We start from the raw sequence: 22,593 nt of genomic DNA, 5'->3' as shown, positions 1-22,593 counted from the left end.
AAGTATGATGGCCTAAAAAATACGCGCAGAAAAAATAAGCTGAACAGGGGTGATCTTTACTTTAGTTTTCTGGTAAAATCTCGTCCTAATTTTCTCGAAGTGAATTTACAATGGGTAAAAACGTTGTTGTATTAGGCACCCAATGGGGTGACGAAGGTAAGGGTAAGGTTGTTGATCTCCTTACAGACAAAGCATCTTTAGTAGTTCGATACCAAGGTGGCCACAATGCGGGTCATACTTTAGTTATTGACGGTGAAAAGACAGTTCTACACCTTATTCCATCGGGTGTATTACGTGACAATGTTAAATGTGTGATTGGTAATGGTGTGGTTTTATCACCAGAAGCGCTAATGAAAGAAATTGGCATGTTAGAAGAGCGTGGCGTACCTGTACGTGAGCGTCTTTTAATTAGTGAAGCATGTCCGTTAATTCTGCCTTTCCATGTTGCATTAGATGTAGCTCGCGAAACTGCTCGCGGCGACAAGCCAATTGGTACAACTGGCCGTGGTATCGGTCCTGCGTACGAAGATAAAGTAGCCCGTCGCGGTTTACGCGTAGGTGACTTATTCAATCCAGAATTATTCGCAGCTAAACTAAAAGAAGTACTTGAATACCATAACTTCACTTTAGTTAACTACTACAAAGTAGATGCTGTTGATTTCCAAAAAACGTTTGATGACGCAATGGCTGTTGCAGACATCTTAAAAGCAATGGTTGTTGATGTAACTGAGCTTTTAGATCAGACACGTTTAGCGGGTGAACACATTTTATTTGAAGGTGCACAAGGTACATTACTTGATATCGATCACGGTACTTACCCTTATGTAACCTCTTCTAATACCACTGCTGGTGGTGTTGCGACTGGTGCTGGCTTTGGTCCATTAAATCTTGATTACGTGCTAGGTATTATTAAAGCGTACACTACACGTGTTGGTTCTGGTCCTTTCCCTACAGAGCTTTACGATGGCCTTGAAAAACAAGATCCAGTAGGTAAGCACTTAGGCGATAAAGGTCATGAGTTTGGCGCGACAACAGGTCGTTTACGCCGTACCGGTTGGTTAGATGCAGTGGCAATGCGCCGTGCAGTTCAAATCAACAGCATCTCAGGTTTTTGTTTAACTAAGTTAGATGTGTTAGATGGTTTAGAAACACTTAAAATCTGTACTGGTTACCAGCTAGAAGATGGCACAGTGACTAATGTAACGCCATTAGCTGCTGAGGGTTACGAGAAAGTAACACCAGTATACGAAGAGATGCCGGGTTGGTCTGAAAACACAGTAGGCGTAACTAGTCTCGAAGACCTACCAAAGGCTGCGATTGACTACATCAAGCGTATCGAAGAAATCACAGGTGTACCTGTTGATATTATCTCTACCGGCCCAGATCGTGTAGAAACAATGGTACTTCGCAACCCGTTTGCTTAATTACCATTAATATAAAAAAAGCTGCTTTTGCAGCTTTTTTTATGCCTAAAATTCACCTTGGAACGATCTTTGTATATTATTTGATAAGTTTTATTATATACGTGGTAAACATGCGCCTATCTACCTGTAATACTTTATTAGCGTCTTTGCTCGCTCCATTACTTTTATCTATCAGTAGCAATGTGTTAGCTGAAGAAACACCCGCTGCGGTGCCGCTTTATACCGAGCCGGAGCTAATCGCACTAATAAACAAAAATACACATTTACAGCGTGTGAAGGCAGATGATTGCCAGTTAGTGCAAGATATAGAGGCAAGGGCCAATAAAATGGCACTGCCTTCTTACCAATTTTTATATGGTGATATGCTGGCTTATAACGTGTGTGTTGAACGCAATGTAGAGTTAGGTGTGTACTACATGCGTAAAGCGGCTGAGCAAGGCCTAGCGGCTGCGCTAGAGCAGCTTGGGCGTTATTACGACACTGGCCGCTTAGTACAGCAAGATAAAGCTATGGCCATTACCTATTTACGGGAGGCTTCAGCTCAAGGAAACCTAAAAGCGCAGCTAAGGTTGGTTAAGCTTTTTAATTCAGGCTATGGAAGCCCACGTGACTTTGAAGATGCGTACCGCTGGTTATTTAATACCACGGTAGCAGATAAAGCCACCCATAAAAAAATTGAGCGTGCACTTAAGTTACTAGCGCAAAAAATGCCAGATAGTGTTGTGGCCCGCGCCCGGTTACCCATGTAAGTGCCAAATAATACTCACCATTTTTATAAAATAAAAAGCCCTAATGATTAATTAGGGCTTTTGTCTAATAACTATAAGTGGCTAGCTTTCTTCTTTGCCTTTTGATTTAGCTGGGTCTTTTAACACTGACATTTTTGGGGGCTGAAGTGCAAATATACGCTCTCCCTCTTGCGGTGGCTTTTCCATATTACTGGTAAATGGGCGAAGCTTAACTGGCGTATCTTCGTCGTTGTCTTTATCACCTTTTAAAATAAACAGTGGGATCGCTTCAGGGTTCATCTCTTGGTATTTCTCCCAATCAAACTCTTCTGAAATACGTGTAGCGCTTACTTTGCCACCTTTAGCGATAATGCTGCTTAAGCGAGCGTATGAACCATCTTCACCAAACAAAATTTGCCTAGATAGGAATGTTGCACTGTCTTTGTTCGCTTTTGCATGCGAGGTAGATGAGCGCAATGAAAATACATTTTTTTCATTTAATAAATGAGAAAAATATTGTACACCAAGCGCATTATGGTGGCGGTTAGGTGAAAGCGCTAATACCGTTCTTATTGTTGTGAGCGGTAAGTAACGCTCAGCATGCTCTGACTGTGGGTTACCGTAATAACAAGCAAGGCCATCCATACGCGCCATTTTGCAGTTCTCCCATGCGGGGTCTGATAAGTGAACTGGAATACTTTGCTCTTGCAAGCCTTTACCAATAGCGCGCGATACATGGTTCGCACCAATAATCAGAATAGTGTTTGGGGAAGGCTGGCGCACACCTAATAGCTTAGCAACCGGAATAGCGGTTAAGCTTTGGAGCACCACAGTAATAATAATAACAGTGAATATTAACGGCACCATTTTTTCAGCATCAGCTACGCCTGCTTCCATCATGCTTAATGCAAACACCGACCCAACCGCGGCAGCAACTATACCTCTTGGGGCTATCCATGATAGCACCAGGCGTGACTTCATTGGTAAGTCAGTACCAAAAGTAGATATAGCAATACACAATGGGCGCGCTATAAATAACACCACGGCTAAAAATATAAATACGTCGCTATCTAACATCATCAAGTCAGAAAGCTGCAGGCGTGCAGCAAGTAAAATAAACAGTGATGATATTAAAATCATCGATAAGTCTTCTTTAAACTCCAATACAGAATCGATTTCTAAATCGTTTTGATTGGCAAGCCAAATACCAAATACGGTAACCGCCAACAATCCTGACTCGTGGCTTAAATGATTAGAGACCGAAAAACTAATAAGTACTAATGCAAGTATGCCAAACTTATGGAGTTCAAAGGGGAGCCATTCACGGCGCATAAGTTGTGTGGTGATCCACCCAGCAACAATACCTATAGACAGCCCAACGCCGACTGTTTTAACAAGTGCAACAATAGTATGGCTAAGTACTTCTCCTTGGCCTACTAGCATAACTGCTTCAAATACAAGTACAGCAAAAAGGGCACCGATTGGGTCAATCACAATGCCTTCCCACCGTAATATCCGATCAATATCTTGAGTTGGGCGCATCGAATTAAGTAAAGGGGCAATTACTGTGGGGCCTGTTACAACGAGTACGGCCCCCAATACAGCAGCAACTCGCCAGTTGAGTTCGAGTAGCCAATAGGCACTTAAGCTTATCACCACACAAGTGGTGATCATGCCAATAGAGCACAGGTTACGAACGACCTTACTTATGCCTTTTAATTCTCTGAAGTGCAAAGTGAGAGCGCCTTCAAATAAAATCACAGCAACACTCAATGACACCACAGGAAATAACAAATCGCCAAGTAAAGCATCTGGGTCTAATACACCACTAAACGGTCCTAGCAATAAACCGGTAAGCAATAAGAACAAGATAGCGGGTACTTTAAATGCCCACGCTACCCATTGGGCAAGCACTGAACAAAGTGCGATACCGGCTATATAAATTGCTGACATAAATTAAGAATTCCTTATTTATCACAATATGAAAAGTATAACTTTTGTTAAATATTAATACAGGGGTATACACGTGAAATGTTTAATTTGCTAATAAAATATTAGCGCTTAATACAAAAATTGTAGGTTAAACTTATTGATTTATTTATAAAAAATGAATAAAAGCGTGAAAATAAATATAAGTGATTGATTTTAAGTGACTAATTTATGTTGTGCTAGGGCTGGGTACACATTAGAGTGATTTTTAGCCTTGATTTTGTCTATCGAAATATCGTATTATATTTAGAGTTCAAACAATTAGTCATCTAATTATAATTTTCAAGACCGCGTTAAATATTAATACTAACGTCATATTTGGTCTGTAATAATAGTAATGTATGCTGTTATTAGCGTTAAATTAGTAGCTATTGTATTTTTGAATATCTTGGTATGGTTTTTTCAAGCATGTTTATTTAAGTAATTAAGTAAATAAATGTTTGAGTTGAACTATTACTTTCAATGTTTAGCTCCCATCGTGGCGGCTAAATCTCGGTCCTTGAGTCATCACCCTATCTGTTGGTGTATCTGACTTTAGAGGCTCTATGTATGTTGTTAACAAAAAAGCCACACACAGCTTTTTACAGCGATACATAAACAACACTTTTTATCTTTATATTTAATAGGCCTCCATTCATTTTGGTTGGTGCTGTTTCATGTCTTTACAAACCTAAAAGCAATTTTAGGTCGTGTGTTTGCGTGCGTTTAAAAAGTGTATGAAAACCTATTCGAAATTGCGTGCTATTTACGCAATTACCTAATTTTAGTTCACACAGTGTGAATGTAGATAAAATGGAAAGTTGAGATTTTATGCAAAAGTTAAATTGGCGTCGTATTGTTTTAAAAGTTGGTAGTGCATTAATCGCGCCTGATCAAGATGGGTGCCGCTCACGCTATTTATTAACCATTGCGCAATTTATTGTTCGCTGCCGCGCTCGAGGTATTGAGGTGATTTTAGTATCTTCAGGTTCTGTCGCTGCAGGCTCACACTTATTCCCATCTGACATTCCACGTTCAGTTGTCATGAAAAAAGCGATGGCAGCGGCAGGGCAAACCGAAATGATGGCTATGTGGGATCGCTTTTTTGATTTTCCATCAGCGCAATTATTATTAACGCACGGTGACTTACGTGACCGTGAGCGCTATGAAAGTATTCGTGAAACTATTTTTACCTTGCTAGAACATGGTGTTCTACCCATTATTAATGAAAATGATGCTGTAACAACCGATGACTTAAAAGTGGGCGACAACGATAACTTATCAGCCATGGTCGCAGCGGCTGCAGATGCCGACGCATTAATGATTTTTTCAGATGTGGACGGGCTATATGACAAAAACCCAAATTTACATGAAGACGCAGTTTTACTGCCTGAAATAAAATCAATTGATGAGTCTATTTACGCTATGGCAGGATGTGCTACTAGCGCAGTGGGCACCGGCGGTATGAAGACCAAAATCGAAGCTGCAGAGAAAGCGACTTCTCACGGTATTGCTACATACATTATTAATGGTTTTAAAGAAGAGACCTTTAATAGGTTGTTGGATGGAGATAACCCCGGTAGTGTCTTTCTTCCTTATGAAAAACCAATGCAAGAAGCTGTGCACTGGATGACGCATACAGCGAATGAGCAAGGTGAAGTAGTAGTAGATGGCTCATTCGATGAGTCTCTTGAAGGTGAAAACGGTTGCATACGTGGCGACGAAATAATGGAAGTTCATGGTGAGTTTGCCATTGGCGATACCATTTTAGTTAGAAGCGAGGATGGCACACGTTTAGCAAAAGCCACCGCAAATTATAGTAGTTGCTTGTTAAGCTTTATTGCTGATAACGAGCAAAGTGAATTTAGTGAAAAAATGCAGGATTCTATTGGTCCTGTTATTTCAGAAAAAGATATCGCATTATTGGAGAAGTCATGAGTTTGATTACGGATATTTCACGCCAAGCAGCAAAAGCGGCAAATACACTTGCTTTACTCGACACCGAGACTAAAAACCAAGTGTTAACAGAGATGGCGGCAGCACTGCGCGCAGAAAAAGCATTTATAATTAAAGAAAACGAAAGTGATTTAAGCGCAGCACGCGATAACAACTTAGCCGCTTCAATGATTGACCGCCTAACGCTTAACGAAGAGCGTATTGAAGCCATGGCTGAAGGTATTGAAGTTATCGTAAGTTTAGATGATCCCGTCGGTCAGCTACGCGATATTACAGAGCGCCCAAATGGCATTAAAATTCGTAAAATGCGTGTACCATTAGGTGTTGTATGCATGATTTACGAAGCGCGCCCTAACGTAACTGCGGATGCAGGGGCATTGTGTTTTAAATCGGGTAACGGTGTTATTTTACGCGGTGGTAAAGAAGCCCTTAAAAGCTCACAAGCCATTGCGAGCGTAATGCATGGAGTACTGGAAAAACATAACTTACCTAAAGCGCTGATCTCAGTTATTCCTGACCCAGACCGTGCTTTGCTTATGGAGCTAATGCAGCAACGTGACACCATAGACTTAATCATTCCACGTGGTGGCGAAGGGTTAATTAACTTTGTAACTGAAAACAGTACTATTCCAGTTATTCAGCACTTTAAAGGTGTGTGTCATTTATACGTAGATAAAGACGCCGACCTAGAGGTGGCGCTTAACTTACTATTAAACGGTAAAACACAGCGTACAGGCGTATGTAATGCGCTTGAAGGGCTTGTGGTTCATCAAGACGTCGCTGACGAATTTTTAAATTTATGTGCCGTTGTATTGCGCCAAGAAGGCGTGAAAATTAATGCAGATGAGCAAGCGGCAAAATATTTCGATAATGCAACAGTTCTCGCCGACAACGAATTTGGTGAAGAATACTTAGATTTAGAAATTGCTATTCGTGTAGTACCAAGTTTTAGTGCTGCTGTGGATCATATTGCACAGTTTGGTTCAAACCACACTGAGGTTATTTGTACTAAAAACGACACCGCGGCTGAGCTTTTCCAGCGCAGTGTTGATGCATCGGTAGTGATGGTAAATGCTTCATCGCGTTTTTCAGATGGCTCGCAATTGGGGTTAGGTGCCGAAATTGGTATAGCTACAACTAAGCTACATGCTTATGGCCCTATGGGTCTTGAGTCACTTACCACTGAAAAGTATTTAGTTAATGGTGAAGGCCAAGTGCGTGATTAACGACAATTAAAGAAAAAAACGCCGATTGTTAAATCGGCGTTTTTTTATGCATTTTGTAAAGTGTGACTTAGCTTCTCTAACCAATCTTTTAATGGTTCAGGCCGATGCAGATGGTACCCTTGTAAGATAACTTCCGGATACTCTTGTAATAAGTCAAAGTGCGATTGATTCTCGACCCCCTCCGCAACGACTTCTAACTGAAATAACCTGCCAAGGCTTACAATCATATCAATAATTAATTTATCGTTGTTATCAGTGGGGGCTTCGAGTACAAATGAGCGATCTATTTTAAGTTCATGAATGGGTAGCTGCTTTAAATACGTTAAACTTGAGTAGCCAGTACCAAAGTCATCTATCGATACGCGTACGCCCAGCTTTTTAAGGCAGTGTACGGCTTCAATGGCGGCTTCCATGTGATTTAGTAGCGTCCCTTCTATAATTTCTATAGTCAGTTGCTGAGGATTAATATCAACACGTTTAATTTGCTCGCTTATAAAGTTTAAAAAACGCGCTTCATGAAAGTGCCGGCCGCTTATATTAACCGAAATATTTAAACTTGGATGGTTATATTTCAGCTTGGTAAGTAAGTTAAGCGCATGGGTAGTAACCCAGCAATCCAGCTCAAAAATAACATCTGATTCTTCGGCTATTGATATAAACTCACAGGGGCTTATAAACCCTTTTTGAGGGTGTTCCCAGCGCAACAGAACTTCAGCGCCTTTTAATGTTTGCTTGCTATCAAATTGTGACTGTAAAAATATAGATAGCTCATTTTGAGGGATGGCTTTTCTTAAATCTTGCTCAATCTCAAAGCGTCGTTTAGCTTGCTCACCAAATGTGGTATCAAAAAATGTAACTCTGTTTCCGCCTTTTTCTTTGGCTTTATAACAGGCAGCTTCACAATTTCTGATAGTTTCAATCGCACTTTCCCAGACATCGTCACGTGGGAAAATATAAGTGCCTATACTAATTGTTAAGCTCACTTCTTGCCCATCAACGTCAAAAGGGCGGTTAACTGCGTGTAAAAGCTCTTGTGCTTTGCTCTCTGCTATTGATTGCGCACGTGTGCGTCCAACTCCTTTATCTACACTACATAAGGCTGCAAATTCATCACTGCCTAAGCGTGCAATAATATCTTTTTTATCTAAACTGGCATGAATACGCTGAGCAAGCTCCTTTAAAATATTATCTCCTGCTAAAAGCCCTAAACCATCATTAATGGAGTGAAAGCTGTCGATATCGATAATATAAATATAGGCACACGTTTTATCGTTACTGCAATCTTGTAACTGTTGCTCTAATTGTTTCAAAAAGCCATTACGATTAGGTAGCTTAGTAAGCTCATCGTGCCACGTTAAATAATCTATTCGTTCTTGTGTTACTTTCACGCTGGAGATATCACTAAATACACCAATGTAATGTATATTGGCGTCTTGTTCGCTTTTAACCATACTAAGTGTTAAAAGCTCAGGGTAGAGTTCCCCATTTTTTCGTCGTGTTACAAGCTCGCCGCTCCAGTAACCTGCTTCGTTTGCGTGTTTCCACACTTCATCAAAGCTAATACTTGGGTGGTTATTTTGCTTAATATCTTTTAAGTCCATTTCCAGTGATTCAGCTTCGCAATAGCCTGTAATTCTACAAAAAGATGGATTAACAGCAATAATCTTCCCTTCGCTATTAGTGATAACAACACCATCGGCCGTACTAGTAAGGGCTTGATAAAATAATTTTTGTTTAGATGAGAGTTGCTTAAGCTCTTCTTCACGCTGACTTAACTCTTTTGCAAGGGCCTCTATTTCTAATAATTTATCGTGCAAATCAAAGTTTTTTTCTATAAGTCTGTCTAACATGCCTTGCGCAGTAATGTGTGTGCGTATACGTGCTCTAACCAAAGCTAACTTATAAGGCTTATGGATATAGTCAATAGCTCCCATGGCAAAGCCTTTCTCTTCAGATTCTTCTTCTGTAAGAGCAGTAACAAAAATGATAGGGATGCCTTTGGTGTTTTGCTTTGCCTTAAGTATTTTACATACTTCATAACCGTCCATGCCCGGCATCATAATATCGAGTAAAATTAAATCAGGGCGGGTGGACTCTATAAATACAAGCGCTTGCTCACCGCTTGTTGAAATGCGTACATCGTAGTCTGCAAGTAGGCCTTCCACTAGTACATGTAGGTTGCTAGGTTCATCATCAACTATGAGAATCAAAGGTTTTCGCTGTTGATTTACTACCGGTTTATTATTGCTAGCAAGAAAGGTTGAATGCACACTAAATCCTTATTCTTTAATTACTCATTAAAGTTAGTTTATAGTTGCCATAATTGTCTAGTTTTTATAGTTATTTCTGTACTTATCAATCAGTTTAATTACTAAAGCGTAGTTAAAGTTATCAATTGCCTCTTTTAGCTTAAATAATGGATGAGATTGCTCGAATTTTTGAAGCTCAACTGCTCTAATTAATTTACTAGGAATAGGACGAGCAGATAACGCTAAAGAATATACCTCATCAATTAATGTATCTGGGCTTTGCTCTAAATTAATTGCGCCGGCCTGCTGGTTGTAAGTATTAGTTACCTGCAACTGTTTAATGGCATAAAGTGCTAAGGTTAGTTGTTCATTAAAAGCGCTAAAATCAGGGTGAGTGTTATTTATCAGTTCTAATTCAATTTTTTTGGCGCTTTGCTCAAGTCGCTCTAAACCTAGTGTGCCAGCGAGGCCTTTTAAATTATGCAGTTCCCTCACTAATGCTTCATGCTCATTATTTTTTAAATGCTTTAAGGTTGTTTCCATAAATTGGCTATAGTCACTGTCAAATTTAGAAAAGATTGAATTGATGAGTTCATTATTATCTTCGAGGTTATCCTTTGCTACAGCGAGATTTAATGTACTCAGCGTTTGGGCCTTTTTTAAATGTTTTTCTACGGTATTGCAAAGCAGGCCAAATAACAGCGGCTTCACTAAAAAGTCGTCCATGCCTGCTCTTATAGCGGCTTTTTTATCATTAGGTAATACAGCTGCCGTAACTGCAACGATTGGAAGCGTATAACCTCTTTGGCGTAGTATACGTGTGGCTTCTAAACCATCCATAACAGGCATTTGAATGTCCATAAATATAATATCAATTGCACTTTCTTCTACTTTTATTAGGGCCTCTTCACCGTTATTTGCAGAGATAACGGTCATATTCATTTTAGTTAACAGTGCTTCAAGAATCTCTTGGTTTACAGGGTTATCATCTACAGTAAGTGCAGTATAACCAGTATATTGTGGGTAAGACTCTCCCTCTTTAAGCTGCGTTGTTTCGGGCAATAATAAACGCATTAACTGTGACTCAGTATCGGTATTGCCTATTGTTAAAATATCAATATGGTCGCTATCGGGGATTGAGTGTGGGTGTTCTTGATCGCTAATAAGTAGAATAAGCAGTAACTTATGTTTATTTTTTTGTTTTTGTAAGTACAGTTGCTGCAAAATAAAATTATCTTTTAGCTCTTTATGCGGCAACGACATAATAACAATATTAAAAGGGTTACTGGGTTGAGACATTTTTGCAATTGCACGCAACGGCTCTTGGGTAATTTCTGCCGTAATATCGGCGTTGCTTAACAACGCGGTGAGTGATTTTATTTGCTCATTATCGGGGCTAATAAGTAGCGCATGTTTTTTAAGTGCTTCTTTATTGGTCATTTTAAATGGGAGTGTAAAGTAAAACTCACTGCCTAGCTGTGGTGTACTGCGTACTTGTATTTCGCCACCTAGCAACTTAGTAAGCTGCTTACAAATGGTTAAGCCTAGCCCTGTTCCCCCATATTTGCGTGTTGTACTAGAGTCGCCTTGGTAGAACGAGTCAAAAATGGATGCTGTTTGCTCTGGGGTCATGCCTATGCCAGTGTCTTTAATACCAAAGCGCAATTGAATTTGCTGTTCATTTTGTGTGGTGGCTTCAATCGTTACTGTTACTTCACCGCGATCTGTAAATTTAATTGCATTACCTACACAGTTATTAATAATTTGACTTAAATGCAGCGGATCACCCATCAGCTCTAGCCCTGCATCAACATGTAATACAAAATTAAGGCGCAACCCTTTTTGTTTAGCGTTCACCGAGAATAAATTTTTTACATTAGACACCACGGTATGCAAAGTGAAAGGGATTGATTCAAGTTTGACTTTATCAGACTCAAGTTTAGAAAAATCGAGCACGTTATTTAGAATTTGCAGAAGGTTTTGGGCACTTGAAAAGGCTTTATCGGCGTAGTGTTTTTGCTTGGGTGGCAGGGCGCTGCTTTGTAAAAGCTGTAGCATGCCTAAAATACCATTCATGGGCGTACGTAGCTCATGGCTCATATTAGCAACAAAGTCGCTTTTCGCTTGGTTGGCATTTTTTGCTTGAGTGATGGCCAGTGTAAGCTCTTTATTCATTGATTCCATTTTTGAATTAAGCGCTTGCGTTTCTGCTAGTAGCTCTTTTGTTTGCTTATTTTTTAAATACAGCGCATTGGCCGCGGTAATAACAGAGTTAATTTCATTTTGATGGTGTGTATTACTATTAAGTGTAACTTGTTTTTCATTACTCATATCTTTTAGCAGCTTGGTTAACTGTGCGATAGGCTTAATGACGGAGTTAAAAATAAAAAAGGTGATTATCGTAATTATGACGGAGATTAAAGCCGCAAATAGATTTCCCATCTCTGTACTTTTGAGTACGTGCTCTCTCAGCTGCTGCTCTGTTTGGGTGAGCTTTTGTTTCTCAATAGCTCTGATTTTTTCGGCTAGGTAAAGGAGCTCGTTTTCTATTCCAGTTAAAACTACATTTATAGAAAACGTATAACTGCGCGTTAATATAACTAATTGGCTATATGCTTGCTCAAGCTCGTCAGTATTATTAAATTGGATAGTATTAGCGGTTTCAATGCGCGCAAGCAGGGTGTTTAAGTGTGCTAGGTTATCTTGCACATTTTTTGCTTCATCATAATTTGGCTTGTGTAAATAGTTGTTTGCTGCCTGTTCTATATTGCTAATAGTTAAAAGGATATTCACTATTATTGTCTGTTTGTTACCAAGCGTGCTTTTCTCCAGCTTATTAAGTTGCGCTTTTAGTGTGTCAATAGGCTGCTTAAACTGTGAAAGGTACAACTGCTCTCGCTTAGTTCTGTTAACGACCACCCGGTTAAACGTATCTTGGTAATTATTTAAATACTCGTTGAGGCGCTTAATGTTGCTTTGATAGCTTTCATCATATTCTTCTATATGTTTACTAAGCCTGCCTAAATCCATTTTTGCATCATTATAGTGCATATTAAACTTATCAATAGTATTGCTATTAGCATGATCTAAATAAGCTATGGCTTGGCTTTGCAAAGAAATCACATCGTTTTCTAAGCGGGTGACAGCTTCACTTTGTAATAATGCTTTGTGCTGCGCGTTTTGTAGCTCAAAAAGCGAATTTTGCGAATAATTGAATAAGTAACTTTGCAAAATTAATAAGGTAATTAAAACGCATAAGGCAATTATTATTTTAGATTTTATTGAGCGGGTTATCATTATCTGCTTATTAACTCATACCATTTTTGTAAGCTGTAATCGTAAGTAGGCATAACGCTATTCCAAACAGCTACATTGCTTAAACGTTTTAAATAGCTACCGCCATTTCGCTGCTCACCGGCCTTTACTGCGACCTGTTTCTGGGTGTTTAGCAAGTTAACCGAAGTGGGCTTTCCTAAGTACCAGTAATCCCATTCGCTTGGTGAAAGCATTGCTTTTGAGCGCTGCGGGTTACTAATGTAATATCCTTGGCGAGCAATAAATGCGCCCGCCCACCCCGAAAGCCACCAGTTCATGTAATCGTATGCGGCATCTTTTTGGTTATTATTAACCTGTGATGATAAGCACATGACCCCATGCCAGCCTCGGTAGCCCTCTTTTGGGGCGGCAAATCGTACGTTAATATTTTGACTATTTAGTGAGGCAACAGCAGGAGAAAACATACTTTCAATATGCACGCGTTGGCTTTTCATAAATTCAATAGACTCTGGCACCGAGTTCCAATAACCCGCAAAATGCCCCTGTCGTTTATAGTCAATTAAAATACTAAATAAACGGTCAAGCTCAGAGCGAGTAATCGCACCAATATCTTTAAATGTTATCAATCCTTTGCTTTGTGCTGCCAAAGCCAGGTCAAACAAGCCTATTGTGGGTGCATTTACAATGCCGACTTTGCCTCGGTGCGCATCATCCAGTAGCCAGCCCCAGCTTTCAGTTTCATAAGCAATACCAGGCTTAATCATGGCAGTGTTATAGCCAAAAGAGTCAACATTATGTACATAAGGTAAAAAGCTAATATGATCGCTTTCGTTTGCACTTAGTGTGCCATTCTCTTGTACATTGAGTAGTTTATAAGGGGCGTCGCCTGCGCCCAATTTGGCCTCGGGAGTGAGTTTACCCGTTTTAGTCAGAGAATTTATTTCATTAAAGTAGGTTAGTCGCTTTTTTTCTATGGCTTGAATCGTCCCTGCTCGCCACAGTACATTAATACTGTTTGACCACTGTTCGTATAAGTCAAAGGAGCTAGGGTCCATGGAGGCTTTTTGTAATACGGCAGCGCTACCTGCAGGGGAAAACTCTATATTTATACCCAAATCAAGCATTGCTTGTTTACGAATAGCCTCTTGCAGCGTGACATGCGTTCCTAACACTCTTAAGGTTATTTTTTTTCTGGCAAACACATAAGGTACATGGGTAACCACGCCCGCAGTTAAACCAATGACAGCAAGCTTTTTTAACGTGGTGCGTTTAGGTATATCCATTGTTTAAGCCAAAAGTATGAACGCTACAGATGAGATAATTTATAGACAACAAAGACTAAACAAACAAGGAATGAGCAAATATAAAAATGAGAGTGTAAAAAATAATAGAATAATAAGATGATTAAAAATAGGAAATAATAGAAGAGTAGGAAAGTGGTGGAGCTAAGCAGGATCGAACTGCTGACCTCCTGCGTGCAAGGCAGGCGCTCTCCCAGCTGAGCTATAGCCCCACATTCCTAAATTACATAGTTGTAATTACTTGGTTGCTGAGTTCCAAGCGGGGTGAACTTTAAATATTTTTATAAAATTGGTCAAGTATTTTTTAGCAATATTTAACTGTTATCGTTTATTTTTGATAGACTCGTGAAAAATACCTCGCGAAACGACAAAAACAATGAAAAAAAGTATCTGTATACTTGCTTTGCTGCTTGCCGGCTGTGCAAGTAATGAAGCGCCTCCTTATGAAATAAATAACAAACAGTTTTATGAAAACGTAGATGAGCAGGGTAATAAAGTATTTGCTTATGTTGTTTCGGTTAAGGCCAAGCACCGTAGTAACATAAACTTAAATAACGGCGGACGAGGCGAGAAAAGACCGAGCCGCTCTGATGTAAAACGTTACATAGAACAAGAACACTTCGAAGACTCCAGTGTATTAAAACTTAAGCTGGAGGATGAAGCCGTCAGGTTTTTAAATCAAACCCTAAGTGAAAATAACTACTGTGAAAATAAACACGAAATTACACAAGTATTGTGGCGAGACTTAAGTGTGCAGCTAAGAGGGCGTTGTTTGTAGTATGTTGGCCGATAAAGCAAAGCTTGCGCAGCTATTAGCGCAATTAGGTATAAATTACGATGTGATAGAACATCCTGCGTTACATACTAGTTTAGATGCTGATGCATTTATGGTAGAACGCCCAGGTACGCGACTTAAAAATTTGTTTTTGCGTGATAATGAAGGAAAAAATCACTTTTTAGTGATCACCGCACACGACAAACAACTCGATTTAAAAACCTTATCTAAGCAACAAGGGCTTTCTCGGTTGGGGTTTGCTTCAAGTGAGCGCCTAGCGCGGTATTTAAAAGTACAACCAGGCTGTGTGTCTATGCTTGCTCTGGCAAACGACAAACAAAGCAAGGTCACTTTGTGGCTTGATCAAGATATTTGGTTTAATGAGCTGTTTCATTGTCACCCGTTTGAAAACACCCAAACTTGGCTGCTTACAAAAAATGATTTAAACATATTTTTTAAGCATACAGGGCATCAGCCTCGGGTAATGTTTTTACCTTCTCGATAGCCTAACGTGACTAAGACTAAACCAATAAAACACACACTCAGTAAGCAAAGCATAAATGCAGTTTGCCCTGAGTGCTGATAAACAATACCTGGTAATAACGAGCCCAGCGCTCCGCCACTGTAATAAAACGATACATACCCGCCATTTGTTACACTTGCAGGTGCCTTGCTAATCTTGTTAACAAGCGGGGCTGCACTTGAGTGAATAACAAACATAGCAGCACAAAATATCGTAAATGCGATTAAAAACACACTCAGTTGCTGGCTTATAAGTAACACTATGCTTAAGTTATATACGATAAAAACCGCAGCCAGTAAATGCCAAGGCGAAGGCGCTTTTTTAGCAAGCCAAGGTGTGGCAATAGAGGCTAAAGCACCGATTAAGTAGCCGCTGTACACTAAACCTATATCGCGAGTATTTGTAATTAAAAAGGTGTGTTGCAAAATAAACGGAAGGTAATTTAATAAGGCCGCAAAGCAAAAAAACATACAAAAAACGGCACCATACAATTTTAATATTGCTGCATCTTTTAGCTGTTTAATATACGTTAGCGGCGTATGTGCTGGCATAACAGGTATCACAAAGCCCGTAGGCTTTATATTTATAGCTAGGCCAATAAGTACAAACGAAATAACATAATAAAAACTTTGCCAATGCCACACATCACTAAATAACGCCGCCAATACTCGGCCAAAGTAACCTCCAGCTATGGTACTGCCTATGTATAAGGTCATATTTTTTTGTAAGGCATTTGCGCTGTAGCGTATACCAATGTAGCTCGTCATCGCGGTAAGTGCGGCAGGTAAAGTTAAGCCTTGTATAAAACGCACCAGAAGTAATAGCTCAAAACTGGGCGCAGCTGTAAACAGTATGCAGCTCCCCCCTAAAATAAACATAGCAATACGTAAAATAACAAGTGGGTTTTGCTTGGCTAAAAAAAGCCCATAAATAAAAGGAGCTATTGCTAAAGGCAGCATGGTTACGCTCATTAAGCTGCCGGCAAGCGCTGGGGACACGCTAAATTCGTTAGCAAATAAGTTTAATAAAGGCTGAGGTGCGTACAGCACAAAAAATATAAACACCGAGCAAATAAGTAAGTGAGCAAAGCGCATTGTTAGGCTTAAAATATAAGCTGATAAGTTAGCCAAAGTATATGAAAAATGGCTTATATTTCATAGGTTAAATCATTAACAATTGCGCTAAATCAAAGTGTATATTCAGCCCTTTGCTAGATTAATGCTAATAGCACTGTTATTTGTAGTCGTTGGTGATTAAAATAAACCTAATATAAGTTTTTAGTGGAACAAAGCCATGGGTTCATTACAAGACCAATTGCTGCAAGCAGGGTTAACAACATCGCACAAAGCTAAAGTTGCTAAGTCAGAAAAACGTAAGCAACAAAAAAAGCAAAAAAAGGGGGCTACTAGTAACCCAAGTGATCTGCAAAAGCATATACAGCAAACTAAATTAGAGCAGCAAAAAAAGGCTGAAGAACTTAACCAGTCGCGCCAAGAAGAGCTTAAGCAACGTGAGCAAGTTGCTCGTGTTAAGCAAATACTTGAGCACCATAACCAAGACTCTATCCGCGGTGAGCGTACCTTTAATTTTACTTACGACAACAAAGTAAAAGGGATAGACGTAAACGAGAAAACCCAAAAAGCGTTATCGGGTGGCCGTTTAGCTATTTGTGTACTGGAAGGGCAGTTTTACGTACTTGATGATGAACCGGCGCGTAAAGTCGCAGAAGTTGATGAAAAGTACATTGTTTTTCATGTTGAACCTGAAAACAAACCAAAAGACGAAGACGACCCCTATGCAGACTTTGAAGTACCAGATGATTTAGTATGGTAAGTGTCTGTTCAGTATTGTTTGCTACAGTTAACAACAATGGCTGAAAACGTAGTCATGTTTGTTTGATCGCCTAACGTAAATTGATACGTATGCTTTTTACCAGATTGTTTACTACAATCAATAGACTATTTTCTAACCGTCAAAAAGAAGAGTGAATATAATGAGCAAGATGAAAGCACTAATAGTAGGCGCGGGTATTAGTTTAGCCGCAAGTTTTTCGTTTAACGCCGCCGCTGCTGATGGCGAAGCCCTTTACACCCAAAAAATGTGTCAAACATGTCATGGTGCAGAAGGTAAAGCACCTATTATGGGCGCATACCCTAAAATTAATGGTCAAAACAAAGACTATTTAGTGGCCCAAATGAAAGATATTAAATCGGGCGCACGTAGTAATGGTATGACCGCGGCAATGAAAGCAATGGTTGCAACAGTAACGGACGAAGAGTTTGAAGCGATTGCAGACTACCTTTCAAAGGTAAAATAAAGCACCGCGTTTAAAAACGTATTATCGTTTTAAATTAAAGCGAAGCGTAAACAGCCACACATTTGTGTGGCTGTTTTGTTTGTGTTTGCTATAAAATTAATACTGCTTTAGACTTCTAAACATCTATTCGTACTTGTGTTGTTGTACGTATTTTAAAAGGCTGATTATGATTGATTTACCCCAACTAGATTTAAAAAATAAAGTATCGGAGCAAGAGTGGCAATTGCGCGTAGATTTAGCAGCGTGCTACCGATTAGTAGAGCATTTTCGTTGGGGGGATTTAATATACACGCATCTATCGGCCCGTTTACCAGGGACTGATCATTACCTTGTAAATGCATTTGGCTTAACGTTTGACGAAGTAACCGCATCAAACCTGGTAAAGGTTGATTTGCACGGCAATATTATTGATGATACTCCGTTTAGTATTAACCCTGCGGGGTTTACTATTCATAGCGCCATTCACGAAGTGCGTGAAGATGCTCACTGTGTTATTCACTTACATACCAAAGAAACCATTGCCGTTGCGACACAAAAAAATGGCCTATTGCCACTAAGCCAATATTCTATGTTTTCGCTCCCTTCGCTGTCGTACCATGGCTACGAGGGGTTAGCTGTAAATGATGACGAGCGCAAAGTATTACAAGATGATTTAGGCAGTACCAATCATATGCTATTGGTAAATCATGGTGGCTTAACCGTAGGGCCAACCGTAGGCGATGCCTTTATGCGTTTTTATGACTTGCAACGTGCCTGCGAAATTCAGCTTGCATTACAAGCCAGTTCACAAGAGGTTATACCGGTGCCACAGCCAATTATCGACAATATTTATAACCAAGCTAATGTGGTACATAGTGGCAGTACAGGCGGGCAATTAGCGTGGCCTGCCATGTTACGAAAAGCGTACCGACTTGATCCCAGTTTTGCACAATAGCCTGCGTGGCTAATAAGGAATTTTAATGAAAGTAAATCGCGTAGAAGTATTTGATATTCATTGCCCAGAGCGTCCAGCTTGGACGCCGGTTTTTGTACGTATTCATACCGATGAAGGTATTAGTGGTGTAGGTGAAGCTGGTTTAGCTTACGATTTAGGCCACAGCGCAGCGGCAGCAATGATAAAAGAAATGGCTGATGCTTTTTTAATTGGGCACGACCCATTTCAAACCGAAAAGTTATGGTCGCGTATGTTACGCGAAAGCTTTTGGGGTTTAGGTGGCGGCCCTGTTGTGTATGCAGCGATGAGCGCCATAGATACAGCACTTTGGGATATAAAAGGTAAAGCACTTGGCTTACCTGTGTATCAACTACTGGGCGGTAAAGTAAACGATAAACTACGTACTTACGCATCGCAGCTACAGTTTGACTGGGACAGCGAGTTTAAAGCGCTAGTACAACCGCAAGAATACGCAGAAGCAGCGTTAAAAGCGGTTGGCGAAGGCTATGATGCAGTTAAAGTTGACCCTATTCAATACGATAAAGACGGGAATACATATTACGACCGCACTAAAATTATTTCTCGTGGTGAAATGAAGTTATACCGTGCGCGTATGCAAGCTATACGTGAAGCGGTGGGTGATGAAGTGGATATTATTTTTGAATGCCACAGCTTGCCTGGCGCAACTTCTGCTATTCAAATTGGCGAAATAGCCGAAGAGTTTGATTGTATGTACTACGAGGAACCCGTTAACTACTTAAATCATTCTTTACATGCAAAAGTAGCCGATAAAGTGGCCGTGCCCATTGCTGGTGGCGAGCGTTTATACAACCGCTGGGGTGTGCGCCCTTATTTAGAAGATCAAAGCATTGATGTACTACAGCCTGATATCGGCTTATGCGGTGGTTTTACTGAAACTAAAAAAGTATGTGACTACGCCGATATTTTTGATGTGCGTATTCAGGCGCACGTATGTGGTGGTCCCGTTGCGACTGCCGCATCATTGCATTTAGAAACCGCTATTCCAAACTTTTTGATTCATGAGCATCATACTTATGCCATTAAAAAGTGGAACCGTGAGCTGTGCTTACAAGATCCACAGCCTAAAAATGGCTTTTTTGAAGTATCAGAAGAGCCAGGCTTAGGCATTGAATTAAACGATGAGATTGTTATGCGCTCGCAGCGTGTAGAAATTAAATAGCCTAAGCGTTATTTAAATACTATTGTTTAAAAGTAAAAGCCGGTAAGTGATAGCTCACTTACCGGCTTCTTTATAGCTGTGTGACCGCACCTAATACCTATGAGCAATAACGCTTGAATATTTTAAGGGATTAATTAGAAGGGTTAATTGAACACGTAACGCTGTTTATTTCAGCGGTGGCTTTACTATCAAGGTGGCGTATATAGCAGCGGTTATTGTTTATCATTAGCTCAAATTGATCGGGAAAGTTGCGCTGCTGATTAGCCGTTATATCGCTACGGTTAGTGTTTTTAAGAGTAAAGGTGCTGGAGTGCATAAATACATCGTCAGCAAGTTTTATGTTTTTTATATGCATTAGGCGCTCTATAACACGCGAAACTGCTTGGCTATTTGGCGCGGTAAGTAAGGCATGATGCAGCTTAGGAGTAGGCTGCGTGTTAGACGCGCAACCACTTAAAATAGTAAAGATGCCAAGGGCTGATAATCGCGAATGTAGTGTCATAGTCATTGCCGCATTTAAGTAAGTGGTTAAATTTAATATAGATCAACACGCCCTACATATTATAAAAATGCTTAGCATTTGCGTAGCTGAGGTTATGCCATATTTTATTTGTTTTGCATAAGGCTTGATGGCTATGCCAAACATCATTATAGCTTGCGTTAATTTGGCAAACCGGAAAGTTACTCGCAAACATAATACGCTGCTCGCCAAAGTACGAGAACAAAGTGTCAAAACAGTATTGCTGCTGTTGTAAATTTAACGCTAAAAGCTCAAAACCCGAAAACTTAATCGCTATATTAGTGTACGCGCTTAGCATGCGAATGCTTTGTTGCCAGTTATTAATATTATTAGGTAAGCCGCCATGGTTTATTATTATTTTTAGCTGAGGCAGCGCCTTAGCGTAACGAGCAAGCTGAGCGGCTACGACAGTATTTTCAAGCTCAAACTGCGCTTCATAATGCAGCCCTTGCTGGCAAAGAGTTTGCAAATTACCAAAGCAAGCGGGGTTAAATAATCGCTGTGCGTCTGCGCCTTCGGTTATATCCCGTATGCCGATTATATGCGGGTGTGCAAGGTCGTTAATTGCTTTTTCAAATTGCACAGGTACGCAATCTAACTGTGCGTAACTAATGGCTTTAAAGGGGAGCTTTTTTAAATGCGCCGTTAGCCAATTGAGTTCGTTAATGGGGGCGTTGTTATCAAAACCAGCCTCTATATGTACTATACCGGCGAGGGTAAAGTCACTGCTCCCTATTAGCTTTTTTTCACTAATAGGTTGTTTTATTAACTCTAAATTTGGCCATGCTGGTGGGTTTTCGCCTTGCAGCCAGGTATATTGCCCCTCGGCAAGGTTAAAAAAATGCACGTGGGGGTCAATAATTTTTTGGCTCATCGGCATGTGCTCATTGTGTTGTATAGCCGCCATCTATACTTTGCAGGCTACCGGTTATAAAGCTTGCATCATCACTTGCTAAAAAGCTAACTAGCGCGGCAACTTCATCAGCTTGGCCTAAGCGGTTTAGGGGTTGAAGGCTTGCCTCTTCTGCCACTATATCTGCCTTATTAGCACCGCTTTTTTTACAATAAGCATCTATGGCGTTATGAAATAGAGGGGTTTCTATTGTCCCTGGGCATACCGCATTTGCGCGAATATTAAATTGCGCGTAGTCAAGCGCTGTGGTTTTTGCCATAGAAGCCAGAGCATGCTTTGTCAGGTTGTAGGCAAACGAGTTAGGTTTACCAATTATTGCCTGATCTGAGGCTATTAAAATAATGGCGCCATTGTTTTGCGCTTTCATGCTTGGTAGTACACTTTGTACAGCCGCATAGGCCCCTTTCACGTTCAATGCAAATAACGCATCGAAGGTGTCCTCATCGGTATCCTCTATGCTAGCACTGAGGTGTTTACCGGCGTTAGAAACAAGTACATCTATGCGCGGGCTTCGATTACAAATGGCCGTAATACATGCTTTTACAGCACTAACATTACTCACATCGCATTGGTGAAAAGTACCCAGCTCGCTGTACTCAATATCTAAATTGTGCACCGTGTAGCCATCTTCAATAAAGCGCTTTACAACTGCTAATCCAATGCCTTTTGTACCGCCTGTAACAATAGCAACCTTAGACATACTTGCTCCTAATTTTAGGGATGTGACTAGTGAGAGTGACCGCAGCCGCCTTCTGCGTGAACATGGCCATGCGAAATTTCTTCACTGGTTGCTTCACGAACCGATACCACTTCTAAATCAAACGTTAGCGTTTTGCCTGCAAACGGGTGGTTTAAATCGCAATCTGCATTAAAGCGGCCTACTTTAACTAATGTTACTTGGTGCTGCCCTTGGTTTGAGTGCACCATCGCAGTCATACCTGGTTTCCACACTTTTACGTCACCTTGTAGGTGCTTAAGTGGAATACGCTGAATTAAATCGTCAACGCGCTCACCGTATGACTCGCTAGGTTCAAGTGTTACGCTAAACTTATCGCCTGCAGCTTTGCCTTCAAGGGCTTTTTCTAAGCCAGGAAGCATGCCTTCGCTGCCATGAATATAGCTAAGCGGCGCGTGGTTTACACTGCTTTCTAGTTGCTCGCCCGCTTCGCTTAAGGTGTAATGAAATTCAACTGCTGAATTTTTGCTAATTTGCATGCTTGTCTCTTTAAGTTTTTGACTAAGTTAAACGCCGATTTTACGCGAAATACCGAGCTTTATAAAC

19 protein-coding genes and 1 tRNA gene are annotated in these 22,593 nt (G+C 40.4%); 10 read left to right on the top strand and 10 right to left on the bottom strand.

The features are described 5' to 3' along the window. Positions 1 to 110: 110 nt before the first annotated feature. The gene (locus AN393_RS09695) at positions 111 to 1,424 is read left to right on the top strand and encodes an adenylosuccinate synthase (protein WP_055014664.1); all 1,314 of its coding nucleotides are present in this window, start codon (positions 111 to 113) and stop codon (positions 1,422 to 1,424) included. A gap of 110 nt (positions 1,425 to 1,534) precedes the next feature. After that, the gene (locus AN393_RS09690) at positions 1,535 to 2,173 is read left to right on the top strand and encodes a tetratricopeptide repeat protein (protein WP_055014757.1); all 639 of its coding nucleotides are present in this window, start codon (positions 1,535 to 1,537) and stop codon (positions 2,171 to 2,173) included. Positions 2,174 to 2,254: 81 nt separating this feature from the next. On the opposite strand, the gene AN393_RS09685 is transcribed toward AN393_RS09690, so the two are convergent. Beyond that, complete coding sequence (locus AN393_RS09685; protein ID WP_055014665.1) at positions 2,255 to 4,105, bottom strand: sodium:proton antiporter; 1,851 nt, start codon at positions 4,103 to 4,105, stop codon at positions 2,255 to 2,257. A gap of 846 nt (positions 4,106 to 4,951) precedes the next feature. Here AN393_RS09685 and proB point away from each other — a divergent pair. Next, positions 4,952 to 6,058 carry a glutamate 5-kinase gene (gene proB / locus AN393_RS09680; protein WP_055014666.1) on the top strand — a complete coding sequence of 369 codons (1,107 nt, stop codon included), beginning with the start codon at positions 4,952 to 4,954 and terminating at the stop codon, positions 6,056 to 6,058. Continuing rightward, positions 6,055 to 7,302: a glutamate-5-semialdehyde dehydrogenase gene (locus AN393_RS09675; RefSeq protein WP_055014667.1), complete on the top strand. Its 1,248-nt coding sequence runs from the start codon at positions 6,055 to 6,057 to the stop codon at positions 7,300 to 7,302. The genes proB and AN393_RS09675 overlap by 4 nt, the downstream gene beginning before the upstream one ends. A 44-nt stretch (positions 7,303 to 7,346) precedes the next feature. On the opposite strand, the gene AN393_RS09670 is transcribed toward AN393_RS09675, so the two are convergent. The 4 genes from AN393_RS09670 to AN393_RS09655 all read right to left on the bottom strand — a co-directional run bounded on the left by AN393_RS09670 (position 7,347) and on the right by AN393_RS09655 (position 14,340). After that, the gene (locus AN393_RS09670) at positions 7,347 to 9,572 is read right to left on the bottom strand and encodes an EAL domain-containing protein (protein ID WP_055017949.1); all 2,226 of its coding nucleotides are present in this window, start codon (positions 9,570 to 9,572) and stop codon (positions 7,347 to 7,349) included. A 57-nt stretch (positions 9,573 to 9,629) separates the two neighbouring features. Further along, positions 9,630 to 12,848 carry a hybrid sensor histidine kinase/response regulator gene (locus AN393_RS09665; protein WP_055017948.1) on the bottom strand — a complete coding sequence of 1,073 codons (3,219 nt, stop codon included), beginning with the start codon at positions 12,846 to 12,848 and terminating at the stop codon, positions 9,630 to 9,632. Next, entirely contained in the window at positions 12,848 to 14,110 is a 1,263-nt protein-coding gene (locus tag AN393_RS09660; RefSeq protein ID WP_055017947.1) for a PotD/PotF family extracellular solute-binding protein, read from the bottom strand. Before AN393_RS09660 ends, AN393_RS09665 begins: the two co-directional genes overlap by 1 nt. A 154-nt stretch (positions 14,111 to 14,264) precedes the next feature. Then, positions 14,265 to 14,340: transfer RNA gene (locus tag AN393_RS09655), tRNA-Ala, on the bottom strand. 164 nt (positions 14,341 to 14,504) lie between these two features. On the opposite strand from AN393_RS09655, the gene AN393_RS09650 reads away from it, so the two are divergent. Both AN393_RS09650 and AN393_RS09645 read left to right on the top strand, forming a co-directional pair. Then, on the top strand, positions 14,505 to 14,906 hold the full coding sequence (locus tag AN393_RS09650) for a hypothetical protein (protein ID WP_055014671.1): 402 nt from the start codon (positions 14,505 to 14,507) through the stop codon (positions 14,904 to 14,906). Position 14,907: 1 nt separating this feature from the next. Beyond that, positions 14,908 to 15,408, top strand: a complete 501-nt coding sequence (locus AN393_RS09645; protein ID WP_055017946.1) for a prolyl-tRNA synthetase associated domain-containing protein — start codon at positions 14,908 to 14,910, stop codon at positions 15,406 to 15,408. On the opposite strand, the gene AN393_RS09640 is transcribed toward AN393_RS09645, so the two are convergent. Continuing rightward, the gene (locus AN393_RS09640; protein ID WP_055014673.1) at positions 15,375 to 16,520 is read right to left on the bottom strand and encodes an MFS transporter; all 1,146 of its coding nucleotides are present in this window, start codon (positions 16,518 to 16,520) and stop codon (positions 15,375 to 15,377) included. The two genes, AN393_RS09645 and AN393_RS09640, sit on opposite strands and share 34 nt — an antisense overlap. A 199-nt stretch (positions 16,521 to 16,719) precedes the next feature. Between AN393_RS09640 and AN393_RS09635 the strand changes: the two genes are divergently transcribed. The 4 genes from AN393_RS09635 (at position 16,720) to AN393_RS09620 (ending at position 19,878) form a co-directional block, all read left to right on the top strand. Next, positions 16,720 to 17,259, top strand: a complete 540-nt coding sequence (locus tag AN393_RS09635; protein WP_004587650.1) for a DUF2058 domain-containing protein — start codon at positions 16,720 to 16,722, stop codon at positions 17,257 to 17,259. 160 nt (positions 17,260 to 17,419) lie between these two features. Continuing rightward, positions 17,420 to 17,743, top strand: a complete 324-nt coding sequence (locus AN393_RS09630; protein WP_004587649.1) for a c-type cytochrome — start codon at positions 17,420 to 17,422, stop codon at positions 17,741 to 17,743. 166 nt (positions 17,744 to 17,909) lie between these two features. Then, positions 17,910 to 18,677, top strand: a complete 768-nt coding sequence (locus AN393_RS09625) for a class II aldolase/adducin family protein (RefSeq protein WP_055014674.1) — start codon at positions 17,910 to 17,912, stop codon at positions 18,675 to 18,677. Positions 18,678 to 18,702: 25 nt separating this feature from the next. Continuing rightward, positions 18,703 to 19,878 (top strand): mandelate racemase/muconate lactonizing enzyme family protein, encoded by a 1,176-nt coding sequence (locus AN393_RS09620; RefSeq protein WP_055014675.1) that lies wholly within the window; start codon positions 18,703 to 18,705, stop codon positions 19,876 to 19,878. Between the two features lie 130 nt (positions 19,879 to 20,008). Here the strand turns inward: AN393_RS09620 and AN393_RS09615 are convergent, their stop codons facing one another. Genes AN393_RS09615 through AN393_RS09600 form a run of 4 tightly spaced genes read right to left on the bottom strand, consistent with a single transcriptional unit; the run spans position 20,009 to position 22,526 of the window. Beyond that, the gene (locus AN393_RS09615; RefSeq protein WP_055014676.1) at positions 20,009 to 20,380 is read right to left on the bottom strand and encodes a hypothetical protein; all 372 of its coding nucleotides are present in this window, start codon (positions 20,378 to 20,380) and stop codon (positions 20,009 to 20,011) included. A gap of 52 nt (positions 20,381 to 20,432) precedes the next feature. Further along, on the bottom strand, positions 20,433 to 21,272 hold the full coding sequence (locus tag AN393_RS09610; RefSeq protein ID WP_055017945.1) for an amidohydrolase: 840 nt from the start codon (positions 21,270 to 21,272) through the stop codon (positions 20,433 to 20,435). 10 nt (positions 21,273 to 21,282) lie between these two features. Then, positions 21,283 to 22,011 (bottom strand): SDR family NAD(P)-dependent oxidoreductase, encoded by a 729-nt coding sequence (locus AN393_RS09605; RefSeq protein ID WP_055014678.1) that lies wholly within the window; start codon positions 22,009 to 22,011, stop codon positions 21,283 to 21,285. 26 nt (positions 22,012 to 22,037) lie between these two features. Continuing rightward, a complete protein-coding gene (locus AN393_RS09600; RefSeq protein ID WP_024031457.1) occupies positions 22,038 to 22,526 on the bottom strand; it encodes a peptidylprolyl isomerase in 489 nt (162 codons plus the stop codon). Positions 22,527 to 22,593: the final 67 nt, after the last annotated feature.

It is taken from the genome of Pseudoalteromonas sp. P1-25 (genome assembly GCF_001401805.1).
GTDB lineage: Bacteria > Pseudomonadota > Gammaproteobacteria > Enterobacterales > Alteromonadaceae > Pseudoalteromonas.
The sequence above is the reverse complement of the archived record's forward strand: the minus strand, read 5'-3'. Positions and strand labels throughout refer to the sequence as shown.

Coding starts and splice junctions, on each gene's coding strand:
- proB (WP_055014666.1), top strand. CDS start 4,952: ATGCAAAAGTTAAATTGGCGTCGTATTGTTTTAAAAGTTGGTAGTGCA.
- AN393_RS09690 (WP_055014757.1), top strand. CDS start 1,535: ATGCGCCTATCTACCTGTAATACTTTATTAGCGTCTTTGCTCGCTCCA.
- AN393_RS09645 (WP_055017946.1), top strand. CDS start 14,908: ATGTTGGCCGATAAAGCAAAGCTTGCGCAGCTATTAGCGCAATTAGGT.
- AN393_RS09605 (WP_055014678.1), bottom strand. CDS start 22,011: ATGTCTAAGGTTGCTATTGTTACAGGCGGTACAAAAGGCATTGGATTA.
- AN393_RS09635 (WP_004587650.1), top strand. CDS start 16,720: ATGGGTTCATTACAAGACCAATTGCTGCAAGCAGGGTTAACAACATCG.
- AN393_RS09600 (WP_024031457.1), bottom strand. CDS start 22,526: ATGCAAATTAGCAAAAATTCAGCAGTTGAATTTCATTACACCTTAAGC.
- AN393_RS09625 (WP_055014674.1), top strand. CDS start 17,910: ATGATTGATTTACCCCAACTAGATTTAAAAAATAAAGTATCGGAGCAA.
- AN393_RS09610 (WP_055017945.1), bottom strand. CDS start 21,272: ATGAGCCAAAAAATTATTGACCCCCACGTGCATTTTTTTAACCTTGCC.
- AN393_RS09685 (WP_055014665.1), bottom strand. CDS start 4,105: ATGTCAGCAATTTATATAGCCGGTATCGCACTTTGTTCAGTGCTTGCC.
- AN393_RS09640 (WP_055014673.1), bottom strand. CDS start 16,520: ATGCGCTTTGCTCACTTACTTATTTGCTCGGTGTTTATATTTTTTGTG.
- AN393_RS09630 (WP_004587649.1), top strand. CDS start 17,420: ATGAGCAAGATGAAAGCACTAATAGTAGGCGCGGGTATTAGTTTAGCC.
- AN393_RS09615 (WP_055014676.1), bottom strand. CDS start 20,380: ATGACACTACATTCGCGATTATCAGCCCTTGGCATCTTTACTATTTTA.
- AN393_RS09665 (WP_055017948.1), bottom strand. CDS start 12,848: ATGATAACCCGCTCAATAAAATCTAAAATAATAATTGCCTTATGCGTT.
- AN393_RS09650 (WP_055014671.1), top strand. CDS start 14,505: ATGAAAAAAAGTATCTGTATACTTGCTTTGCTGCTTGCCGGCTGTGCA.
- AN393_RS09675 (WP_055014667.1), top strand. CDS start 6,055: ATGAGTTTGATTACGGATATTTCACGCCAAGCAGCAAAAGCGGCAAAT.
- AN393_RS09620 (WP_055014675.1), top strand. CDS start 18,703: ATGAAAGTAAATCGCGTAGAAGTATTTGATATTCATTGCCCAGAGCGT.
- AN393_RS09660 (WP_055017947.1), bottom strand. CDS start 14,110: ATGGATATACCTAAACGCACCACGTTAAAAAAGCTTGCTGTCATTGGT.
- AN393_RS09695 (WP_055014664.1), top strand. CDS start 111: ATGGGTAAAAACGTTGTTGTATTAGGCACCCAATGGGGTGACGAAGGT.